This is a genomic window from Streptomyces sp. NPDC057702, assembly GCF_042799315.1.
In the GTDB taxonomy this organism is placed as follows: domain Bacteria; phylum Actinomycetota; class Actinomycetes; order Streptomycetales; family Streptomycetaceae; genus Streptomyces.
In genome coordinates, this window is the sequence record NZ_JBHVJC010000028.1 from 70,182 (window position 1) to 88,833 (window position 18,652).

Annotated in this window: 18 protein-coding genes; 5 read left to right on the forward strand and 13 right to left on the reverse strand. The window is 72.6% G+C overall.

The window, feature by feature from the left end:
- Positions 1–3: 3 nt before the first annotated feature.
- Positions 4–1,002: an ABC transporter substrate-binding protein gene (locus tag ACFVFR_RS21795; RefSeq protein ID WP_383704191.1), complete on the reverse strand. Its 999-nt coding sequence runs from the start codon at positions 1,000–1,002 to the stop codon at positions 4–6.
- A 130-nt stretch (positions 1,003–1,132) separates the two neighbouring features.
- Here ACFVFR_RS21795 and ACFVFR_RS21800 point away from each other — a divergent pair, with 130 nt between their 5' ends.
- From ACFVFR_RS21800 to ACFVFR_RS21810, 3 genes are all read left to right on the forward strand, one after another.
- Entirely contained in the window at positions 1,133–1,936 is an 804-nt protein-coding gene (locus ACFVFR_RS21800) for a siderophore-interacting protein (RefSeq protein ID WP_383704193.1), read from the forward strand.
- A gap of 204 nt (positions 1,937–2,140) precedes the next feature.
- Entirely contained in the window at positions 2,141–3,841 is a 1,701-nt protein-coding gene (locus ACFVFR_RS21805; RefSeq protein ID WP_383704195.1) for an ABC transporter ATP-binding protein, read from the forward strand.
- Positions 3,834–5,654, forward strand: coding sequence for an ABC transporter ATP-binding protein (locus tag ACFVFR_RS21810; RefSeq protein WP_383704197.1), 1,821 nt, complete (start codon positions 3,834–3,836; stop codon positions 5,652–5,654). Before ACFVFR_RS21805 ends, ACFVFR_RS21810 begins: the two co-directional genes overlap by 8 nt.
- Before the next feature lie 479 nt (positions 5,655–6,133).
- On the opposite strand, the gene ACFVFR_RS21815 is transcribed toward ACFVFR_RS21810, so the two are convergent.
- The 3 genes from ACFVFR_RS21815 to dhaK form a co-directional block, all read right to left on the reverse strand.
- On the reverse strand, positions 6,134–6,559 hold the full coding sequence (locus ACFVFR_RS21815; RefSeq protein ID WP_383704199.1) for a PTS-dependent dihydroxyacetone kinase phosphotransferase subunit DhaM: 426 nt from the start codon (positions 6,557–6,559) through the stop codon (positions 6,134–6,136).
- Positions 6,556–7,299 (reverse strand): dihydroxyacetone kinase subunit DhaL, encoded by a 744-nt coding sequence (dhaL, locus tag ACFVFR_RS21820; RefSeq protein WP_383704201.1) that lies wholly within the window; start codon positions 7,297–7,299, stop codon positions 6,556–6,558. Before dhaL ends, ACFVFR_RS21815 begins: the two co-directional genes overlap by 4 nt.
- A gap of 107 nt (positions 7,300–7,406) precedes the next feature.
- The gene (gene dhaK / locus ACFVFR_RS21825) at positions 7,407–8,399 is read right to left on the reverse strand and encodes a dihydroxyacetone kinase subunit DhaK (RefSeq protein WP_383704203.1); all 993 of its coding nucleotides are present in this window, start codon (positions 8,397–8,399) and stop codon (positions 7,407–7,409) included.
- Positions 8,400–9,161: 762 nt separating this feature from the next.
- Here dhaK and ACFVFR_RS21830 point away from each other — a divergent pair.
- On the forward strand, positions 9,162–10,295 hold the full coding sequence (locus tag ACFVFR_RS21830; RefSeq protein WP_383704205.1) for a hypothetical protein: 1,134 nt from the start codon (positions 9,162–9,164) through the stop codon (positions 10,293–10,295).
- Positions 10,296–10,353: 58 nt separating this feature from the next.
- Here the strand turns inward: ACFVFR_RS21830 and ACFVFR_RS21835 are convergent, their stop codons facing one another.
- The 4 genes from ACFVFR_RS21835 to ACFVFR_RS21850 all read right to left on the reverse strand — a co-directional run bounded on the left by ACFVFR_RS21835 (position 10,354) and on the right by ACFVFR_RS21850 (position 13,495).
- Positions 10,354–10,995, reverse strand: coding sequence for a hypothetical protein (locus ACFVFR_RS21835; RefSeq protein ID WP_383704207.1), 642 nt, complete (start codon positions 10,993–10,995; stop codon positions 10,354–10,356).
- Positions 10,996–11,111: 116 nt separating this feature from the next.
- On the reverse strand, positions 11,112–11,576 hold the full coding sequence (locus ACFVFR_RS21840; protein ID WP_383704209.1) for an RICIN domain-containing protein: 465 nt from the start codon (positions 11,574–11,576) through the stop codon (positions 11,112–11,114).
- A 682-nt stretch (positions 11,577–12,258) separates the two neighbouring features.
- On the reverse strand, positions 12,259–12,387 hold the full coding sequence (locus ACFVFR_RS21845) for a hypothetical protein (protein WP_383704211.1): 129 nt from the start codon (positions 12,385–12,387) through the stop codon (positions 12,259–12,261).
- Between the two features lie 502 nt (positions 12,388–12,889).
- Positions 12,890–13,495, reverse strand: coding sequence for a TetR family transcriptional regulator (locus ACFVFR_RS21850; protein WP_383704213.1), 606 nt, complete (start codon positions 13,493–13,495; stop codon positions 12,890–12,892).
- Between the two features lie 93 nt (positions 13,496–13,588).
- Between ACFVFR_RS21850 and ACFVFR_RS21855 the strand changes: the two genes are divergently transcribed.
- Positions 13,589–14,629, forward strand: a complete 1,041-nt coding sequence (locus ACFVFR_RS21855; protein WP_383704215.1) for an NAD(P)-dependent alcohol dehydrogenase — start codon at positions 13,589–13,591, stop codon at positions 14,627–14,629.
- A gap of 162 nt (positions 14,630–14,791) precedes the next feature.
- Here ACFVFR_RS21855 and ACFVFR_RS21860 read toward each other — a convergent pair whose 3' ends face one another.
- The 5 genes from ACFVFR_RS21860 to ACFVFR_RS21880 all read right to left on the reverse strand — a co-directional run bounded on the left by ACFVFR_RS21860 (position 14,792) and on the right by ACFVFR_RS21880 (position 18,618).
- Positions 14,792–15,178 (reverse strand): hypothetical protein, encoded by a 387-nt coding sequence (locus ACFVFR_RS21860; RefSeq protein WP_383704217.1) that lies wholly within the window; start codon positions 15,176–15,178, stop codon positions 14,792–14,794.
- A 491-nt stretch (positions 15,179–15,669) separates the two neighbouring features.
- Complete coding sequence (locus ACFVFR_RS21865; protein ID WP_383704219.1) at positions 15,670–15,930, reverse strand: GlsB/YeaQ/YmgE family stress response membrane protein; 261 nt, start codon at positions 15,928–15,930, stop codon at positions 15,670–15,672.
- A 219-nt stretch (positions 15,931–16,149) separates the two neighbouring features.
- Positions 16,150–16,581 (reverse strand): PPOX class F420-dependent oxidoreductase, encoded by a 432-nt coding sequence (locus ACFVFR_RS21870; RefSeq protein ID WP_383704282.1) that lies wholly within the window; start codon positions 16,579–16,581, stop codon positions 16,150–16,152.
- A 30-nt stretch (positions 16,582–16,611) separates the two neighbouring features.
- Positions 16,612–17,271 carry a hypothetical protein gene (locus ACFVFR_RS21875; RefSeq protein ID WP_383704221.1) on the reverse strand — a complete coding sequence of 220 codons (660 nt, stop codon included), beginning with the start codon at positions 17,269–17,271 and terminating at the stop codon, positions 16,612–16,614.
- A gap of 141 nt (positions 17,272–17,412) precedes the next feature.
- Positions 17,413–18,618 (reverse strand): FAD-dependent monooxygenase, encoded by a 1,206-nt coding sequence (locus ACFVFR_RS21880; RefSeq protein ID WP_383704223.1) that lies wholly within the window; start codon positions 18,616–18,618, stop codon positions 17,413–17,415.
- Positions 18,619–18,652 lie beyond the last annotated feature (34 nt).

Consider the following 18,652-nt stretch of genomic DNA (forward strand, 5'->3'; position numbering starts at 1 on the left):
GGGTCACAGCTTCTGGAGGATCTTCTCGATCTCGTCCACCGCGCCGTTGCCCCAGCGGTAGGACGCGACCGTGTAGTGCTGGATCGGGAAGGCGTGGCCGGCCTTCACGGCGGGGACGCCCTTCCACACCTTGTTGTCCAGCAACTGCTGGGTCAGGGCCGGCGGCTTGCCGTCGAAGAGCCGCGGGTAGAGCAGCACGTCGCAGTCGTCGAGGATCTCCAGCTCCTCGTACGACTTCTGGGTGAAGCCCGCCTCGTCCGGCGCGATCTTCGCCCCGATCCTCAGGCCCAGGTCACGCATGACCGTCAGCAGGGTCGAACCGAGGAAGAACACCCCGTTCTGGCCGCCGCTGAGCGGCGCCCAGGTCGTCTTGGCGATCTGCTGGGCGTACTTCTCCTTCACTTCCTTCAGCCGCCGCTGGTATTCCGACTTGGCGTCGGTGAGCGCGTCGCGGCGGTTGACCGCGTCCGCGATCTTGTCGAGCTGCTCGTACCAGAGCGCCCCGCTGTCCTGCCAGTTGTAGTACGCGACCGGGGCGATGGTCTTCAGCGGCGCCGTCTTGTCCTTGTAGAACTGGTCGATGATCAGGTCGGGCTTGAGTGCCCCGATGGCCTGGGCGTTGAGGGAACCGGACACACCGATCGTCTTGACCCGGCGCAGCTTCTGGTAGATGTCGGCGGGCAGCGCGGCGGGGTTGGCGACCCCGTCCGGGATGCCCACGGGCACGATGCCGAGGTCGAGCAGCATCAACGCGTCCCAGTTCTCGGTGGCGATGACGCGCCGCGGGTGGGCGGGCGCCTCGATGGTGCCGTTCTCCGTCTTCACGCTCCGCGTGTCCGCACCCTCGCCGCCCTTGCCCCCCTTGTCGCCCTTCTTGTCGTCATCGTCGTTGGATTCGCCCACCCCGCAGGCGGCTAGCCCGACGGCGGCGGCTGTTCCGGCCAGTCCGCCGAGGAACGCCCGGCGCTTGACAGGCGAGAACGGGATGGCGGATCGGGTCATCTCGGTACTCCTTGCACGTCGAATGCGGCGCGACGATGTCGCGCATCAAAGGTTAGGCTTGCCTAACTTACTCCTTGGCCGCAAGATCTAGGGAGTTGACCATCGTCGAGCCAGTGAGGAGCCCACCAGGATGAGCGGGGCGTCGACCCAAGAGCACCGGTACGCGAGCCGTCGGCCAGGCAGGCTGAACGTCACGAGGGTGCGCCAGGTGCGCCGGATCACCCCGCGTATGACCAGGATCACCTTCGGGGGTGATGACCTGTCAGCCTTCCTGAGCAACGGCACCGACCAGCACGTCGCGCTCTACTTCTACGAGCCGCACGTCGAGTTGCCCAGGCCCTTCACCACCGAGGCCGCCCGCGACCTGCTGTCCGTCGCCCGCCCCCGACTGCGCCGCTACACCATCCGCGACCACCGCCCCGAACGGGCCGAGGTCGACATGGACTTCGTCCTGCACGGCTCCGACCAGCTCGCCTCCGGCTGGGCCGAGACGGTCGCACCGGGCGACGAGAGCATCTGGTTCGGCCCGAGCCCGGCCTACCCGCTGGACCCCGAGGCGCCCTGGTACCTGTTCCTCGGTGACGAGACGGCCCTGCCCGCCATCGCCGTCACCCTGGCCGCCCTGCCCGCCACGGCCAGGGCCCGGGTCCTGATCGAGGTCGCCGACGCGCAGGAGCAACAGCCGCTGCCCACCGTGGCGGACGTGGACGTCACCTGGCTGCACCGCGACGGCCGCCCGGCGGGGGAGGCCCTGCACGCGGCGGCGCTGGCGACCACGCTGCCGCCGGGCGCCGGCCGGGTGTGGGGCGCGGCCGAACGGGGCGTGGTCAAGTCCCTGCGCGGGCACTACGTTCGCACCCTCGGCATGGACCGGGCCCACACCCACCTCACCGCGTACTGGACGCGGGGCGAGACACAGGACAGCGAGGTCTGAGCGCCCCATGCGCAGCCACCGCCCCCCGGGCAGCCACCCCGTCCCGCGCGTGAACCCCCTCCCGCGCGCCCACCGCCCCCGAGCCGGCGCCCCGGCCGGCCCGCCGCCCACGCCCGCGCGCGGCCACCAGCGGCCGGCGCCCCACCCCGAACGGCCAACGGAGGTCGCGCCGACCATGCCCACCCGCCTCACCGGGAGCGGCGCGTGACGCCCCCCGTGGCCGACCCGCGACCGGGCCCCACCGGCCTGCTGCTGTGGTGCCTGCGCGACAACGCGGGCCGCGTCGCGATCGCCGTCGTCGGCGGCCTGCTCTACCAGATCGCCCTGATCGGCCTGCCCTGGTGCGTGGAACGGGCCCTGGACCGGGGCATCACCGTCGACGAGCCGTCCGCCACGCTGCGGTGGGCCGGTGTCATCGCCGCCGTCAGCGTCGCCGCCGCGCTCGGCGAGATCGTCCTCGGCTGGCAGTCCACGATCAGCGCGACACTCACCGGCAACCGGCTCTACCTGCGCCTGGCCGACCGCATCGCCGCCCTGGACGGCGCGGCCCTGGGCCGGTACGGCGAGGGCGACCTGAGCATGCGTGGCACGCGCGACGTCGACCTGATACGCACCTGGCTGATGGGCTTCGCCTCCTTCGTCACCGGCGCCGTCGGCTTCGTCGTCATGATCGTCGCCATCCTCGGCCTCGATCCGCTGCTCGCCGTGGTCGGCCTGGCCTGCGTGCCGCCGCTGGTGCTCATCAACACCGTGCTCTTCCCCAAGTGGTTCGGAGCGGCCAATGCCGACCTGTCCACCGCCCACGGTTCCCGCGCCGACGCGGTGGAGGAACTGCTGTCCGCCAGCGCCGCCGTCCGTGGCCTCGGCGGCGAACGGGCCCTGGTGGAACGGCACGACGAACGCAGCTCCCACGTCACCCACCACACCCTGCTCACCGCCCGGGTCTCGGCGAGCTGGGCCGCCGCCTCACCGTTCGTGCCCGGCCTGGCCATCGGCGTCGGCCTGGGCGTCGGTGGCCTGGCCGTCCTGCGCGACGACATGTCCATCGGCGGCATCGTGGCGTTCACGAGCTGGATGAGCATGCTGGTGCTGTGGGTGGGCGTGCTCACCCTGCGGCTGAGCCAGCTCAGCCAGGCCCGCACCGCCGCCCGCCGCCTGACCGAGGTCCTTGAGAGCGAACCGGCCCTGGCCGCGCCCGCCGAGCCCACCGCGCTGCCGGCCACCGGCGACCTGGTCGCCGAGGGTGTCGGCGTGCACCGCGAGGGCCGCCCGATCCTGGCCCCCACCAGCCTCACCGCCCGCCCCGGCGAACTGGTCGCCGTCACCGGCCCGATGGCCTCGGGCAAGACCACCCTGCTGCGCGTCCTGGCCCACCTGGAGGCCACCAGCCAGGGCGCCGTACGGTACGGAGCCGTACCGCTGACCCGGGCCGCGCCCGAGGAACTGCGGGCCCGTATCGCCTACGTACCGCAGCGGCCGGTCACCATCAGCGGCACCCTGGCCGAGAACCTGCGCCTGGGGGGCGACTTCAGCGACGCGCAACTGCGCGAAGCCTGCCGGCTGGCCGCGCTGGAGGACTACCTCGCCGCGCTGCCCGACGGCCTGGAGACGCCGCTGGGGGAGGGCGGCAACACCCTCTCCGGCGGCCAGTCCCAACGCCTGGCGCTGGCACGGGCGTTGCTGCGCGAGCCGAGCGTCCTGCTGCTCGACGACGTGACCTCAGCGGTCGACACCGAAACCGAGAAGGCCATCGTGGAACGACTCACCACCCGCGCCGACGCGATGACCGTGGTCTTCGCCACGCACCGTCCGGCCGTGCTCGCCGCCGCCGACCGCGTCATCACCCTGGACCACGCGGCGACACCGGCCGTGGCCGACGAGAAGCGGGTGAGCGCGGGTGGCTGAGCAGCAGGGACTCTCCGAGGCCCCCCAGCAGGAGGCCGTCCTACGCCGCGCCTGGCCCTACCTGCGCGCCGAACGCCGCGGCATCGCGCTCGCGCTGGTGGGCAGCGCGGCGGCCACCGCCTGCACCGTCGCCGTACCCGCCGTCATCGGCGCCGGCGTCGACCAGCTCATCGAGGACGACCGCGCCGGCCTGCTCACCGCCGCCGGCGTGCTCGTCGGTCTGATCGTGGTACGCCTCGTGCTGTTCCGGCAGTCCGAGATCTGGCTCACCACGGTCGGCGAACGCGTCGTGCGCTCCCTGCGCGAACTGGCCGTTCGCCGGCTGTCCCAGGCCCCGCTGCGCTTCCTCGAAGCGCACCGCTCCGGCGACCTGCTGCGGCGCACCACCACCGAGATCGCCGATCTCGCCAACTTCGTGCGCAGCCAGTTGCCCGAGGTCCTCACGGTCCTGGGCTACCTGCTGTTCACCACCGTCCTGCTGGTGAGCTACTCGCCGCTGCTCACGCTCGCGCTGCTGGTGGTGTTCGTGCCCGGCATCGTGTGGGTGCTGCGCCGCTTCAAGCGCGCGGCGGGCCCGGCGTTCGCCGCCGAGGCCGCCGCCGCCGGCACCGTGGCCGCCACCTACCGCGAACTGGTCCAGTCCCGCGAGATGCTCCAGACCAACAGCGGGGTCGGCGCCTGGCGGCAGCGCTTCCTGGCCGACAGCGAGCACCGCTACCAGGCCGCGCGCCGCACCCAGAAGTCGCTGTTCGTCATCAGCCTCTCGCGCGTCGTACAGGGCCTGACCACGGTCGTCCTGCTGCTGCTCGGTGGTTGGCTGGCCGCCGAGGGACGGATCAGCGTCGGCACCGTCGTCGTCTTCATCCTGGCCACCCGACAGCTTTTCGACTCGGCCACCCAGGCGTCCAACCTGGTCGGCCAGTTGCAGCTCACCAAGGTCGGCCTGGCCCGCCTCCTCGACCTGCTCACGACGACGGCCCCACCGACCGGGACGGCCGAGGCCACCACATCCGCCCGGCCGCCCCGCCCCGCCCCCGACGCCGTCTCCGGACCGACCGTCGAGGACACGCCCGGCGCGCCAGGCGAGCAGCCCGGCCGGGGTAGGCCGGACCCGTACGCGACGCCCGAACGGGGCGACCTGGAGGTGCGTGACGTGCGCTACTCCTACGTCGCCGACGCCGAGGTGCTGCACGGCCTGAACGTCACCATCCCCGCCGGCGACCGGGTGGCCCTGGTCGGCCCGACGGGAGCCGGCAAGACCACCCTGGCCAAGCTCGTCACCGGCCTGTACACCCCCGACACGGGCAGCGTCACCTACGACGGCGTGGACCTGCGCGACCTGCCCCCGGGCGAGCTGCGCCGCCGCATCGTCCTGGTACCCCAGCGCGTGCACCTGATCAGCGGCACGCTCCGGGACAACCTGGCGCTGGTGCCCCGCCGACCGACCGAGGACGAGGTGGGCGAGGCCATCGCCCGCCTGGGCCTGGAGAGCTGGGTGACAGGGCTGCCCGACGGGCTCGCGACCCGGCTGGGTGGCGGAGGAGGCCGCCTGTCGGCCGGTGAGGTGCAGTTGATCGGCCTGGTCCGGGCGGCCCTGGTCGACCCCGCCGTCCTGGTCCTCGACGAGGCCACCGCCGACATCGACCCCGAGACGGCCCGCACGTTGGAGACGGCGATCGACGTGCTCCGCGCCGACCGCACCCTGATCGTCATCGCCCACCGCGCATCCACGATCGAACGCCTACCCCGCGTGATCCGACTCGACCACGGCGGCATCGACCCGCTCCCCACCCCCCGCCCAGCCACCCCCTGACCACCCCACCCACCCCCAAGCCCGGCCGAGTGCCCCACACCCGACCAGGCACCCCGGCCCGGCAGGGTGCCTCGGCCCGACGGGGCACGAACGGGATCCGGGGCCGTACGCGGTGTCACGTCCGGCGTGGCGGTGTGGTGGCGTGTGGGCCCCAGTGCGAGCGGGTGTGTGTGGGCCTGGCGTCGCGGGCCCTGGTGTGGAGGCGAGGAAGCCTCGTCGGCTGAGCCAGGTGGGGTGGTGTGCCATGGGCGTTCCGTGTGATGTGCGGTGGCACACCCCGGTGCACGGCCCTGTGGCGTGTGGGGCCCGGCATCACGGGCCCCGCTCTGAACCGGGCCCCGGCCGGCCCGAACGGGGTCGGATACCGACGACAACCCACGTGGCGAGCGGCGCCACAGCCCGCGCGCCACGCCGAGGCGCCCAGCCATCCGCGCCGCCGCCTCCGCGCCCTCGGCCCAGCTCCACAGTGCCCCTGGCGCTCACACCTTGCGGTAGTCGTACGCCTCCTCGGCGGCGGCTGCCACGGCGTCCAGGTCGGCTCCGGTGGCGGCGGTGACCACCGCCGCCACCGCGCCCTCCACCAGCGGGGCGTCCACCAGCCGGGTGCCGGCGGGCAGTTCGTCCTCGTCGGCCAGCAGCGCCTTGACCGTCAGGACGGCGCTGCCCAGGTCCACCAGGAGCGCCACGCCCGCGCCGCCGTCCACCGCCCGCGCCGCCTCGACCACCAGCTCCGCGCTCGTGCCCAGACCACCGTCGCGAGTGCCGCCCGCGGGCGCCACCGGCGCGCTCGCCAGCCCCGCCAGACCCCGGGCCAGGTCGGCGACGGCTGCCGCGACCGGGCCGCTGTGCGAGACCACGACCACCCCGACCCGACCGTCTTCGGCCACCCGCCGCACCGCGCTCACCGCGCCACCTCCGCGAGGGCCGCGAACAGCAGCACCGAGGAAGCCGCGCCCGGGTCCAGGTGCCCGACACTGCGCTCCCCCAGATAGCTGGCCCGCCCCTTGCGCGCCCGCAGCTCCACCGTCGCCCGCGCGCCCTCCTCGGCCGCGGCCGACGCCACGGCGAACAGCTCGGCGTCCCCGCCCCCCGCGCCGGCGGGAGCGGAGGCGGTCGCGTCGTCCGCGTCGCCCGCGCCCAGTGCGTCGGCCCCCGGCCCCAGGGCGTCCAGCATCGTCTTGTCACCCGGCGCCGCCCCGCCGAGCTGCGCCACCGCGGCGACCCCGGCTCGCAGCGCCACTCCCAGCCGCACCGCGCTGACCTGCCGCGCGTCGCCCAACTCCTTGCCCGTACGCCGCAGCAGGGTGCCGTACAGCGGCCCGGAGGCGCCGCCCACCGTCGAGATCAACTGCCGCCCGGCCAGCGCCAGCACCGCCCCCGGGGTGGCCGGTGGATCGGCGTCCAGGGCGGCGGTGACGGCGGCGAAGCCGCGGCGCAGATTGCTGCCGTGGTCGGCGTCCCCGATCGCCGCGTCGAGCTCGGTGAGACGGTCCGCCTCCCGGGCGACGGCGGTGTCCACCGCCGCCAGCCACCGCACGAAGAACGCCGCGTCCAGCCCCGCGGCGGCGTCGACACCCGACCCGGGGGCGGGGTCGGCACGCGAGGCGGTGGGGTCGCTGTTGGAGGCGGATGCGCTGCCGGACACGGGCTGGTCCCTTCGCTCGTTCGACCGGCCGGGCCGGTCCTCTTCCATCGCTGCGGCCCACCCTACGCAGCGTGCCCGGCCCCGCCGGTAGCGGCGGGCCCGCGCCGCTACAGGCCCCAGCGCAGGGCGGGAGTGCGCACCGGCGCGTCCCACAGCCGCAGCAACTCCTCGTCGGCCTGACACAGCGTCACCGTGCAACCAGCCATGTCGAGCGAGGTGACGTAGTCCCCGACCAGGCTGCGCAGCACCGGCACTCCTCGCTCGGCCAGCACCCGGTGCACCTCGGCGGCGTACCCGTACAGTTCGAGCAGCGGGGTGGCGCCGGCGCCCCCCACCAGCAGCAGCACGGGGTTGGTCGGCCGCAGGTCCTCCAGTACGGCGTCCACGGCGAAGTCCGCGATCTCGTGCGAGGTCATCATGGGACGCCGGGCGCGCCCCGGCTCGCCGTGGATGCCCACGCCCAGTTCCAGCTCCCCGTCGGGCAGTTCGAACGTCGGTCCGCCCCTGGCCGGCGTCGAGCAGGCGCTGAGCGCGACCCCGAAGCTGCGCGCGGACGCGTTGACCCGGCGGGCGATGGCCGCCACCCGGTCCAACGGGGCGCCCTCCTCGGCGGCGGCACCCGCGATCTTCTCCACGAACAGCGTGGCCCCCGTGCCACGCCGACCGGCGGTGTGCTCACTGTCGATGACCGCGACGTCGTCGTCCACGACGACCTTGGCCACCTGAACCCCCTCGTCCTCGGCGAGTTCCATGGCCATGTCGAAGTTGAGCACGTCGCCGGTGTAGTTCTTGACCACGAACAGCACGCCACTGCCGCTGTCCACGGCCGCCGCCGCCCTGACCATCTGGTCCGGCACGGGCGAGGTGAAGATCTCCCCGGGACAGGCCGCGTCCAACATCCCCGGCCCCACGAACCCCCCGTGCAACGGCTCGTGCCCCGACCCGCCGCCCGACACCAGGGCCACCTTCCCGGCCACCGGCGCGTCCCGCCGCACGATCACGCGACGGTCCACATCCACCGTCAGCTCCGGATGCGTGGCGGCCATCCCCCGCAACGCGTCGGCGACCACGGTCTCGGGCACATTGATGAGCATCCTCAACTGTCTCTCCCTGGTGCACTAGCAGACGGGTCTGTGAGCTGCGTTTTCGCGGGTCAGGTTAGCCTTGAACAGTTCTTGGCCGTGGCGTCGCACCAGGGGTGGAGGCGGGTTCCCCAGCGCGAACAGTCGAACCAGTATGGGGCGGGAACCCCCACCACGGTGATCTCGTCATGGTGGTCCGCTGTTTCCGACACGGGTGCGCGACGGTCGCGGTGGCGGTGGGGCGACCGCGAGTGAGCGGGTGGGCCTCGCGGGTGCGCGTGACCCCGCACCCGCTACGAGCGACGTGCCGACCTTCATTAGGGCCCGCTCGAACGCGCCCGCGGCGTCATCCGCTTCCGACGACTCCGGGCGGCACTCCGCGACGATCAGCGACACTCCAGCGGGACCTCGACGTGCTGCCCGAGCAGAGGCCGCGCGAGGGGCGCGCGGTGGGCTCCGTGCTCGGTGTGGTCGGCCCGCAGTATGCCGGGCGGCGCACCGACAGCGCCGGTGGAACGCGAGGGACCAGGAATGGCGAACGAGATCACGGCGTCCGGTGGGGCGCGGACTGGGCCATTCGCCTGTGAATCACCTCCACATGGCAGATCCACCCGGGCGGGTCGCGTGCGGAGGATGGCTGGATGGTGGGGGTCTGTCGGGGGTGTGCCGACGATTCCCGGCGGCCCGCCCCACGAGCGGTGAGCGGTGCCACCGTCACCGCTCTGGCAGACGCCCGCCAGTACCCGCCCACGTCGAGCCCGCCCCCTGGAGGAGATCACCATGGCCAGCGCGCACCCCGTCTTCGAGCCCTTCGACGGCTCCCCGCTCCGCCACCAGTGGGTGCTGTCCAAGGGCGTGCGGGCCGACGCCGACGGACTCCGGCTGACCACCGACGAACCCGAGCGGGCCGGCCTGGCCCTGCTGTCCGCGGAGTCGTTCCCGGCCGGAGGCGACCTCGTCATCGACTTCGACTACGCGGTGACCGGCGGCGAGGGCGGCGGCGGCCTCGGCGACGGCTTCTGCGTCCTCCTCCTCGCGCACGGCACCGGCGCCCCGGGGGCGTACGGGGCCGGGTTGGGCTACTCGTTCGTCAACTACAAGAAGATCTACGAGCCGGGTGTGGCCGACGGGTACCTGGGCGTCGGCTTCGACACCTTCGGTGACTTCGCTACGGGGCTCACCGGCACCGGCGGCACGGACCGTCACCCGGACAGCGTCGGTGTCCGTGGCGCGGGCAACCGCTTCGACGGCTTCCCGTGGCTGGGCGGCGCGGCGGCCGAGGGAGGCTTCCGGGGTGGCTGGGCGGAAGGGCGGCACTCCCAGGTGCGGGTGGCCGACGGCCACCTCAGGGTGGCGCTGTGGAGCGCGGCCCGCTCCGGTCCGAAGGTGGTCATCGAGGACCTGGACGTGCGGGAGCAGTTGACGGGGCCGTACGCGATCGCCTTCGCCGCCGCCACCGGGGAGGCCACGGCCGAGCACCGGATCCGCAACGTGGCCGTGGCCCTGCCCACCTCGGTGTCGCTGGAGATCGACGCCCCGTCCGACGCGCGGGCGGGTGGGCCGCTCACCTACACCGTCACCGTCTGGAACAGCGGCCTGGACGACTGCCCGGACGCCGTGGTGTGCGCCCGGCTCTCCACCCACCTGACGGCGCCGGCGCAGCCGGAGTGCTCGGACTTCAACGGCGCCTCGCACGGGAAGGGGGCGATCGTGTCCGGTGTGCTGACCCAGCCCGTCTCGTTCCCCGCGCCCACCGGTGCGACCGGGAAGCCCCTGGCGAGCGTGGTCCTGAAGTGCACCGTCCCGGGCGACTACACGGGCGACGTGGACTTCGACGCCTGGGTGACCACCGCGTCGCGCGTCAACACGTCCGATCGGTGGTGGGATGCGAAGCGAACCACCGTCCGGCCCTGACGGCCGGTCCTCCCGGCGGGGGGACGGCGGGGAGGGCCGGCCGGGGCTCCTTCGGGGGCTACTTCTTCGGGTTGTCCACGAAGAACTTGGTGTGGTCCTTGTCGAAGTGCAGCGTCTGCGGAACGTCCGGCTGGAGGGTGACCTCCACGTAGGGCGACCACTTGCTGATGGTGATCGTGCCGTCCTGGGTGTGCTTCGTCAGGAACACGTAGACCGTCTCGTGGGGGGTGAACTCGGCGGTCTCCCCGGGGCCGGCCGGGGTGAGAGCGACCGAAGTGAACTTTCCGCCGCTCTTGTTGTTCGGCTGGGAGAGGCCGAGGTTCCACACGACCTTCGGGGCGTCATTCCTGATGGTGTAACTGCCTACCGTGCCGGTCTCCGTGGTGCGCTTCACCGACGTCCCGTCGAAGGAGTACACGATGCCGGACTGCGCGGGAGGAGTCAGCAGCGGCGCGGTCTGCGTGATCACAGCGCCGTCCGAGACCGTGATGTTCGACGCGAACACCGAGTAGTTCGCCTCCCACGTGACCTGGTTGTTGGCCACCGGGGAGAAGATCTGCCAGGCGACGTCCGCGGGGTTCTTCCCCTGGTATCCGCCGGCGCCATCGACCTTCTTGGCCACGGCGACCCGGTCCTGCAGGGTGTTGACGATGTAGTCCGCGTGTTCCAGCGGGTCGATATTGAGCGTGTAGACGGACATGGCTACTCCTTCTGGCGGTCCGGTCGGAGTGGTGAATGGGATTCCGACACCGGGCCATTCAATACGCCAGGGCAAGCCACTGTGAGTGTGTACACGACCAGAATCACTCGAACGCTTTAGGGAGCGAGTCGCGACCACACCTGGTATTCGCCGTCGTTGCACGTGTGGCCGTAGGCCCTCCCGTCGCTGGCGCTGTCCAGGCAGAGGTCCGAGCCCTTGCTTCGGTAGGAGTAGGAATCCGTCCCCCTTTCGGTGACGTACCAGTGCATGTAAGGGTTCTCCGGATTGCAGGTGGTCTGGTAGATGTTGCCGGCATGGCTGCCGTCGAGGCACTTCCCGGTGCCCTCGGACATGATTTCCACGGTCCCGTCATCGAGGGGCACCAGCGAGAACCTCTGGTAGAGGTCGCCCTTCGTGCAGTCCCGGGTGGCGAATCCTCCGTCGGTACTGCCAGCGGTCAGGCAGAGGCCGGTCTTGTGATTCTTCAGGACGTAACTGGGCGCGGCCTGTGCCGACCCCGCCCATGTCAGCGTCACGGCCGCGAGAACCACGCTTCCGGAGATCGTTCCGATTCTCTTCATAATCGCCTCCTCGACGGGTCAGATGACACCCGGAAAGTGGGCACGGGTGAATGGGTGTCACATTCCCGTCGTGGTCATGGTAGATCGGTTGCAAGGACCGCGCTGACTCAGGAGATGCTTTCGGGAATTCCCGTGCTCGCCTCCGGGAATCGGGGAAGCGAGTCGAATCCGGCCGGGAGGCGTTGACGTCGAGACCGCGCCACGGCGAGGCGCGGACCGCCGTGCGACAGCGGGGCTACGAGCCGGCGGTCGCCGCTTCCGGGGAGGGCGCGGCTGAACTGGTGAGGGTGTTCGTGGCATCGCCCGTGGAGGGTTGGTACGCGCGAGCAGGTTGCCGATGTTGGGGGCCGGCTGTCTTCGCCCTCACCGCGAGCTCCGCTTCGGCGGCGGCTTGCGACAGGGCGGCGGCGGGTTGTTCGTCCTCGGCGAGACGGAAGGGCGGCCACGTGGCGATCGGGGTGACCGCGCACGGCGTCGATCGTCTCCACCAGTCGCGCCGAAGCACACGCCTCCCGCCCATGGTGGACCAGACCCACTGCCGCCTCCCGACTGAGCAGGGCGCCGCAATCAAACCCTTCGGCGCCGTGGAAGGACGGCAGTGGCACGACCGCTTGCGTCTCCGATGCCACGAAGAAGCGCTCCAGCGCCGACGCCGATTCGACCAGGCCGATGTGCGGCGTCTTCACACCGTTGTGGCGCGCGCGGACGGATCGCGCAGCTCCAACAGCCGCACCAGATGATCGGCCAGCGCGCGGTGGCGCGGCGGCCCGTACAACACCCAGTAGTGGACCAGGTCCGGGCGCTGGGCCACAGCCGTCTCGATCGCCGCGAGATACGCCTTCTCTGTTGGCCGCAGTCATGGACATCGCCTTCTCCCCATCAGGCAGCCGGTGTGTATCCGCGTCCTTCCCGCCTCCCCGGCGGTTCGCAAGGACCTTTCCAGCCTCTGGGCCGTGAACTCGCGGGGTGTGTCGGCGTATCGGGCCATGCGCCGGAACCCGCAGGGACTCTCGCTGGCCAGCCCTCCTCACACCCCGCATCTCACGCCGGCCCCCGGCGGATTCGAGTGCGTTGCTCACGAGACGCGTCGGGGAGTGCGGTTCGGCGGTGCTCAGCCGGGTGAAGGGGGCTGGTCGACTCCTTCGCCGAGGGGGCGCCTCGGTCGGATCGATCGCCCAGATCGCCTGGCCGGTCACGTGGGTCAGGCCCGTGGTCGGACAGCACGCCCTCGATCCGGTCGCCGGTCCACAGGGAGATCTCGTGGGGGGCGTCGCGGCCCGGGCGGTACGCGTGAGTGCCACCGGGGGCGGTGGTCAGGCGCGGGGCGCGCTCCCGCCGCCGGCGGTAGCGCCGCGCACGCAGTCGCGCAGCAGGGCGCGACGCTGGTCGTGTACGTCGTCGGGTTCCTGGTCGCTGGCCGCGTAGACGTTGCTGACCGGAGACCAGGCCATGGACATGGCGATGACCATGGCCATGATGTCGAACGGGTCACCCGCGCGAACGCGCCCGGCGGCCTGGGCCTCGGCGATGGCCGTGAGCTTGCGGTCGTCGTAGTGCTGGTGCGTCTCGACGAGGTGCCCGACGGGTCGGCGCTCCAGTCGCGCCCAGGTCGCCAGCCGGATGAGGTCGGGGCGGCGTAGGTACTCGTCGTAGAGGCGTACGGCCCACTCCGCGAGGTCCTCGGCGTCGATGGGCACGACGTTGGTGATGCGCTCCAGCGAGCTGAGGAAGATCGCGTCGAACAGTCGCTCCTTGTCGCCGAAGTAGGCGTAGAGCTGGGCCTTGTTGGTCCGCGCTGCCCTCACGACGCGTTCGACGCGCGCGCCGGCGATGCCGTGTTGGGCGAACTCCTCGGTGGCGGCGTCCAGGATGCGCTGGTAGGTCGCGGCTCCGCGCGAGGTCTGGGGCTGGTCCGGCATGGCCCGACCCTACCAAACAGAACAGTTGGTTTGCCTTGTGGGATGGGCGGGTCTAGCCTCGAATAGACCAACCAGTCTGTTTGAGGAGTGAGGATGCGCACGACTACCGGGTGGCGGGCGGTCGGCCCCACGACGCTGCGGCGGACGTCGTTGGAGCGCCGTGACCTGCGGCCGGACGACATCGCGCTGCGGGTCGACTACTGCGGGGTGTGCCACAGCGATCTGCACGCCGTGCGAGAGTACGACCCGCGCGCGGCGGTGCCCCTGGTGCCGGGGCACGAGTTCACCGGCGTGGTGACGGAGATCGGGCGGGAGGTGACCACCTTCGCGGTGGGCGACCACGTCGCCGTGGGCAACATCGTCGACTCCTGCGGTGTGTGCGCCATGTGCGAAGCCGGACAGGAGAACTTCTGCCGTTCCTTCCCGACGCTGTCCTACGGAGGCGCCGACCGGCGGGACGGGACGACGACACTGGGCGGCTTCTCCCGCGAGTACGTCGTGCGCGACACCTTCGCCTACCTCCTCCCCGCCGGCCTCGACCCGGCCGCCGCCGCCCCGCTGTTGTGTGCCGGCGTCACCGTCTGGGAACCCCTGCGTCATCTCGGTGTGGGCCCCGGCAGCCGCGTCGCCGTGGCCGGACTCGGCGGGCTGGGCCACCTCGCGGTCAAGATGGCCGTGGCGCTGGGAGCCGCCACCACGGTCGTCAGCCGCAGCCAGGACAAGCGTGCGGACGCCCGCGAGCTCGGCGCGCACGACATCATCGCCTCCACCGACACCCAGCGCATGGCCTCGGCGCGTGACGCCTTCGACGTCGTCATCGACACCATCTCCGCCCCCCACGACCTCGCCCCGTACCTGGGGCTGGTGGCGATGGACGGCACCCTCAGCGTCCTCGGGTACCTGGGCCCGGTGACCGTCGAGGTCACGGATCTGCTCATCGGCCGTAAGAAGCTCAGCTCGGCGGGTAGCGGAGGCCGCCCGGCGACCGCCGAGATGCTCCAGTTCTGTGCCGACAACCGCGTCGCCGCCGCTATCGAGCTGCTCCCCTCGGCACAGGTGGACACGGCGCTCGACCGCCTCGGGCGCAACGACGTCCGCTACCGCTTCGTCCTCGACATGTCCGATCTTGACTGACCGGAAGAGGGCCTGCCCCGTCGCCTCCCGGCCACCGGCACGCGGGCTGCCGCCGCCCGGTCGCCGCTTCGCGCTCGGCGGGGTGCCGGACCGACGGGCCGCCGCCCGCGCCGGCCGGCCCTCGTGCGTCCGGCGGCGTGCCGCTCTGGTCGCCCGAGCGCGTCAGGCCATCCAGGCGCGAAGGCGGTTGCCGAGCACGACGTCGTGTGGCAGCCGCTCCAGCTCGTGCGCGCCCACCTCGACCCCCTGGCGTCGGAGGATGTCGGCGAGGGAGTTCCAGTGCGCGGCTTCCGCCTGCTCCTGGGTCCCGCCGTCGAAGGGTTCGTCCGGCCCGACCACGGTCCGGGCCTCCCGCTCGATGTCCTGGGCCGAGGTCGTGGTCCGGATGTCCACGGGACTGGAGACGCTCCAGCCACGATCGCCGAGCAGCACCAGGGCACGCCCGTCGGAGAGTGCGGCCGTGAGTCGGGCCGAGACCGAGACCTGCCGACCGTTCGCGGCGGCGTCGTCCAGCTCGACGTGGGTGACCCAACGCGTAACCACGGCCATGCGCACTCCTCTCGGCTCGCCGACGCCCCGACCGGCCACGGGCGTCCAACGGCCACGTTCCCCGGGACCGCGTCCCGCGTACGACTGGTGTCGGTGCTCATGATGCGCCATCGGCGGCGCGCCCCGCACCGTCCCACCGCGAGCCGGGACCGATCCCGGCCGTCCCCACCAGCGCGCCCCCAGACCGGGGGAGGCCCCGTGTGGCGCGTCGGTTGCCGGCACGCGCGCATGGCGGGGCGTGCACGGCTGGTGGGGCGGGGTGCCGTCCCGCCTGCGTGAGCTCACCTCGGCTCGCACGCCGCGGCTGACGGGTCGGTGCCGCCTGGCGGGCGAGTGTGTGGTGGCCGGAGTGCGCCGGTGATGGCGCCGCCTCCCCGTGCGCTCGGCGACTGGGGGCCCCGCGAGTCGGGACCGGCACCCGCCGATCGTGCGGCGGGTGCCGGTCCGGAGCCGAAGGGGCGCGGGTGGGGAAGGCGCGAGGGTGTCGCGCGTCAGGTGCGTCGCCGCAGCCACAGGGGGGTGAGGGCCGAGATCAGTACGGCGGCGACGCCGATCTGGAAGAAGTGGCGAATCCAGTCGACGCCGTTGGTGTCACGCACCCCGAACGCGGAGGCGAGCCCGTTGCCGGCGAGGCCGCCGACGATACCCAGAATCACCGTGAGCCACAGGGGGATGGGCTGGCGTCCGGGGAGGACGAGCTTTGCCAGAAGGCCGATGACAAGCCCCGCGATGATGGCCCAGAGAAACGACACGATGATTCCTTTCATCCCGATGTAAGAGTCCGTCACCACCCACGTGCCCCGGCCAGAGCGGCGTAAGCCTGTTCTTCGCGAGGAGCCTGTATCGGCCATTGGTCACGGCACGAGATGTCAGGTGCCGCCTCGGCGGGTGCCGACACCCGCCCGGGCGTCAGCGGCCCCGGGCCCGGCGGCCGGCCCCTGGACACCGCCCGGGACCACACCCCGGCGGTGTCAGCGGATCTTCGCGCCGTAGACGTGCTCGACGGCCATCGTCATCAGCACCCGACGGTCGGAGACCATCACGGCCCGGTACTCGTCCCAGTCCGGGTGCTCCCCGGCCGCCCGCTGGTAGTACGCCACCAGCGCCTCGACCTCCGGGCCGCGCGGGTCGGTGCCCGGCCCGGTCAGCGTCGCCGTGCCCTCGGCGGTGGCCCAGGCCAAGCCGTCGGGGCTGGTCACCTCCAACGCGGCGCGCGGGTCGCGGCGCAGGTTCGCCGTCTTGGCCCGCCCCTCGGTCATCGAGACGTAGAGGACTTCGGCCTCGCGGTCGTAGAAGGGCATCACGGGGGAGAGCTGGGGGCGGCCGTCCGACTTGATGGTGGCCAGGACACCGAGCCGGCTTTCCGCGAGCAGCGTGCGCGGGTCGTACGAGGAGACGGTCATGTCGAAGATCAAGCCCCGCCCACCGGACACCTATTCCCGGCCACCCCGAACACGCCGCCGACGCCCGTCCGGAACCGGCCGCCCGGGTGACGCCCGCGCTACTCGCCGCCGCGCCTCCCGCCGCCGCGCCTCCCGCCACACCTGGCGTGTGGCGCGTGGCGTGCGGGGGCCCTCGCGGCCGGTCGGGCGCGCCGCACCGTGCGGCGGGTCCCAGGGCCCCGAAACCGCCCTGGGGCCCGCCCTCCGCCACCCGGCGTGGCCGGCCCCGTGGTCGCGCTGGACCAGCGGAAGGACCTCGCGCGGGAAGTAGGCGCGGGTGCGGGGCGCGCCCCCGGCGCCGTGGTTCCACCGGTCGGCCCAGAAGCCGAACACCGGCATGGCGGGCATGACCACCAGCACGTCGTGCAGTTCGACCAGGCCCTGCACGTGGAACCTCTCGGTCCACACGGTGTGGTCGCCGTTGCCGCCGGCCAGCAGGTAGCGCGTCGGCCAGTGGCCACCCGGGCGGCGGCGGTCCCAGCCGTGCGGAGTGAGGAGGGCCACCGGACCGGTGCGGCCCAGGGCGGGGGAGCGCGGGGTCGGTGCGACCAGCCGCTCGTCCAGACGCCGTTCCCCGACCACCCGGCCGGCGGCCCGTGCGGCGGGAGGGGCGCACAGGGAGGCGCCGGTGACCCGGGCCGCTCCGGCCATGACGGAGCGGCGCGTGGAGTGTGTGCCATGGCACGGTCGTCGACAGCGCGCCCACGCGCGTGAGTCCGCCGCGCCCCGCGAGTCGCGGCGCGCGGAGATCGGGTCCGACCGCCACGCCCGGCGGTCGGACCCGAAGGGGCGTCAGGCCGGCCGTGGGTAGTCCGGCAGGACCAGCGAGGTGTGGACCGCGTTGCGCGCGGCGGCCCCGCTCGGCGGAGTCGAGCCCGACGCCGCGCGCAGTGCCGCGTCACGCGCGTCGAGGGCCTCCCGGGTGGTGGGGAAGACGCTGCTGCCGTCGGTCGCCAGGGCCTGGTTCCGTTCGACGAAGGGGCGTGCCACCTTCTCGTACGCCGCGAAGGCCGCGGTGTGGTCGGCGTGCCGGGCCAACTCGCCGGCCAGGACGTAGGCCGCGACCAGGGCGACACTGGAGCCCTGGCCCGAGAGGAACGAGGGCGCGAACGCGGCGTCGCCGACGAGCGCGACGCGCCCGGCCGACCAGGCCGGCATCCGGATCTGGCTGACGACGTCGAAGAACAGGTCGTCGGCCTCCCGCATCGCCGCCACCAGACGCGGAACCTCCCAACTCCGCTCGGGGAACATGGCGGCGACCAGGTCGCGCTGGGCCGAGGGGTTCCGGAAGGCGTCGAAGGGCGGCGTCTCCCGGGTGAAGACGAGGAAGCCGTGCAGGCTCTCGCCGGGCTCCTGGGCGAAGAGGACCGCCGCCCGCCCCGGCGCGTTCCAGGCCACGACCTCGTGGGCCAGCCCCAGGTCGCCCGGCAGGGTGAACCCCGCGAAGGCGGAGCCGAGGTAGTGGTGGAAGGTCTCCTCCGGCCCGAAGGCCAGGCCGCGCGTGCGCGAGTGCAGCCCGTCGGCGCCGATGACCAGGTCGAACGTGCGCCGGTCGCCTCCGCGGAAGACGACGTCCACACGGTCCCCGTGGTCGGTGAGGGTGGCGATGGAGTCGCCGAAGCGGAACTCCACCGCGTCGCGGATCGGCGTGTACAGCGCGTCGGCCAGGTCGCCGCGGCGTATCTCGACATCCCGGTCCGTCTCCCCGCCGGTGACCTGTTCGGGGCGGATGGTGCCGATCGGGGCGCCGGCGGAGTCCACGAAGGAGACCCGCCGGGTGTCCACACGGACCTCGCGCAACCGTGCCAGCAGGCCCATCCGGTCCACGACGCCCAGCGCCGTGCCCCGAACGTCGACGGGGTACCCGCCGCCCCGGACGTGTGTGGCCTTCTCGACCACGGTGACCTCGAAGCCGTACTGGTGCAACCAGTAGGCCAGGGTGGGGCCGGCGATGCTGGCGCCGGAGATCAGAACCCTGCGGTTAGCCGAGTGGTTCATGGCAGATCCTTTCTGCTGAGGGTGTGAGCTGGTG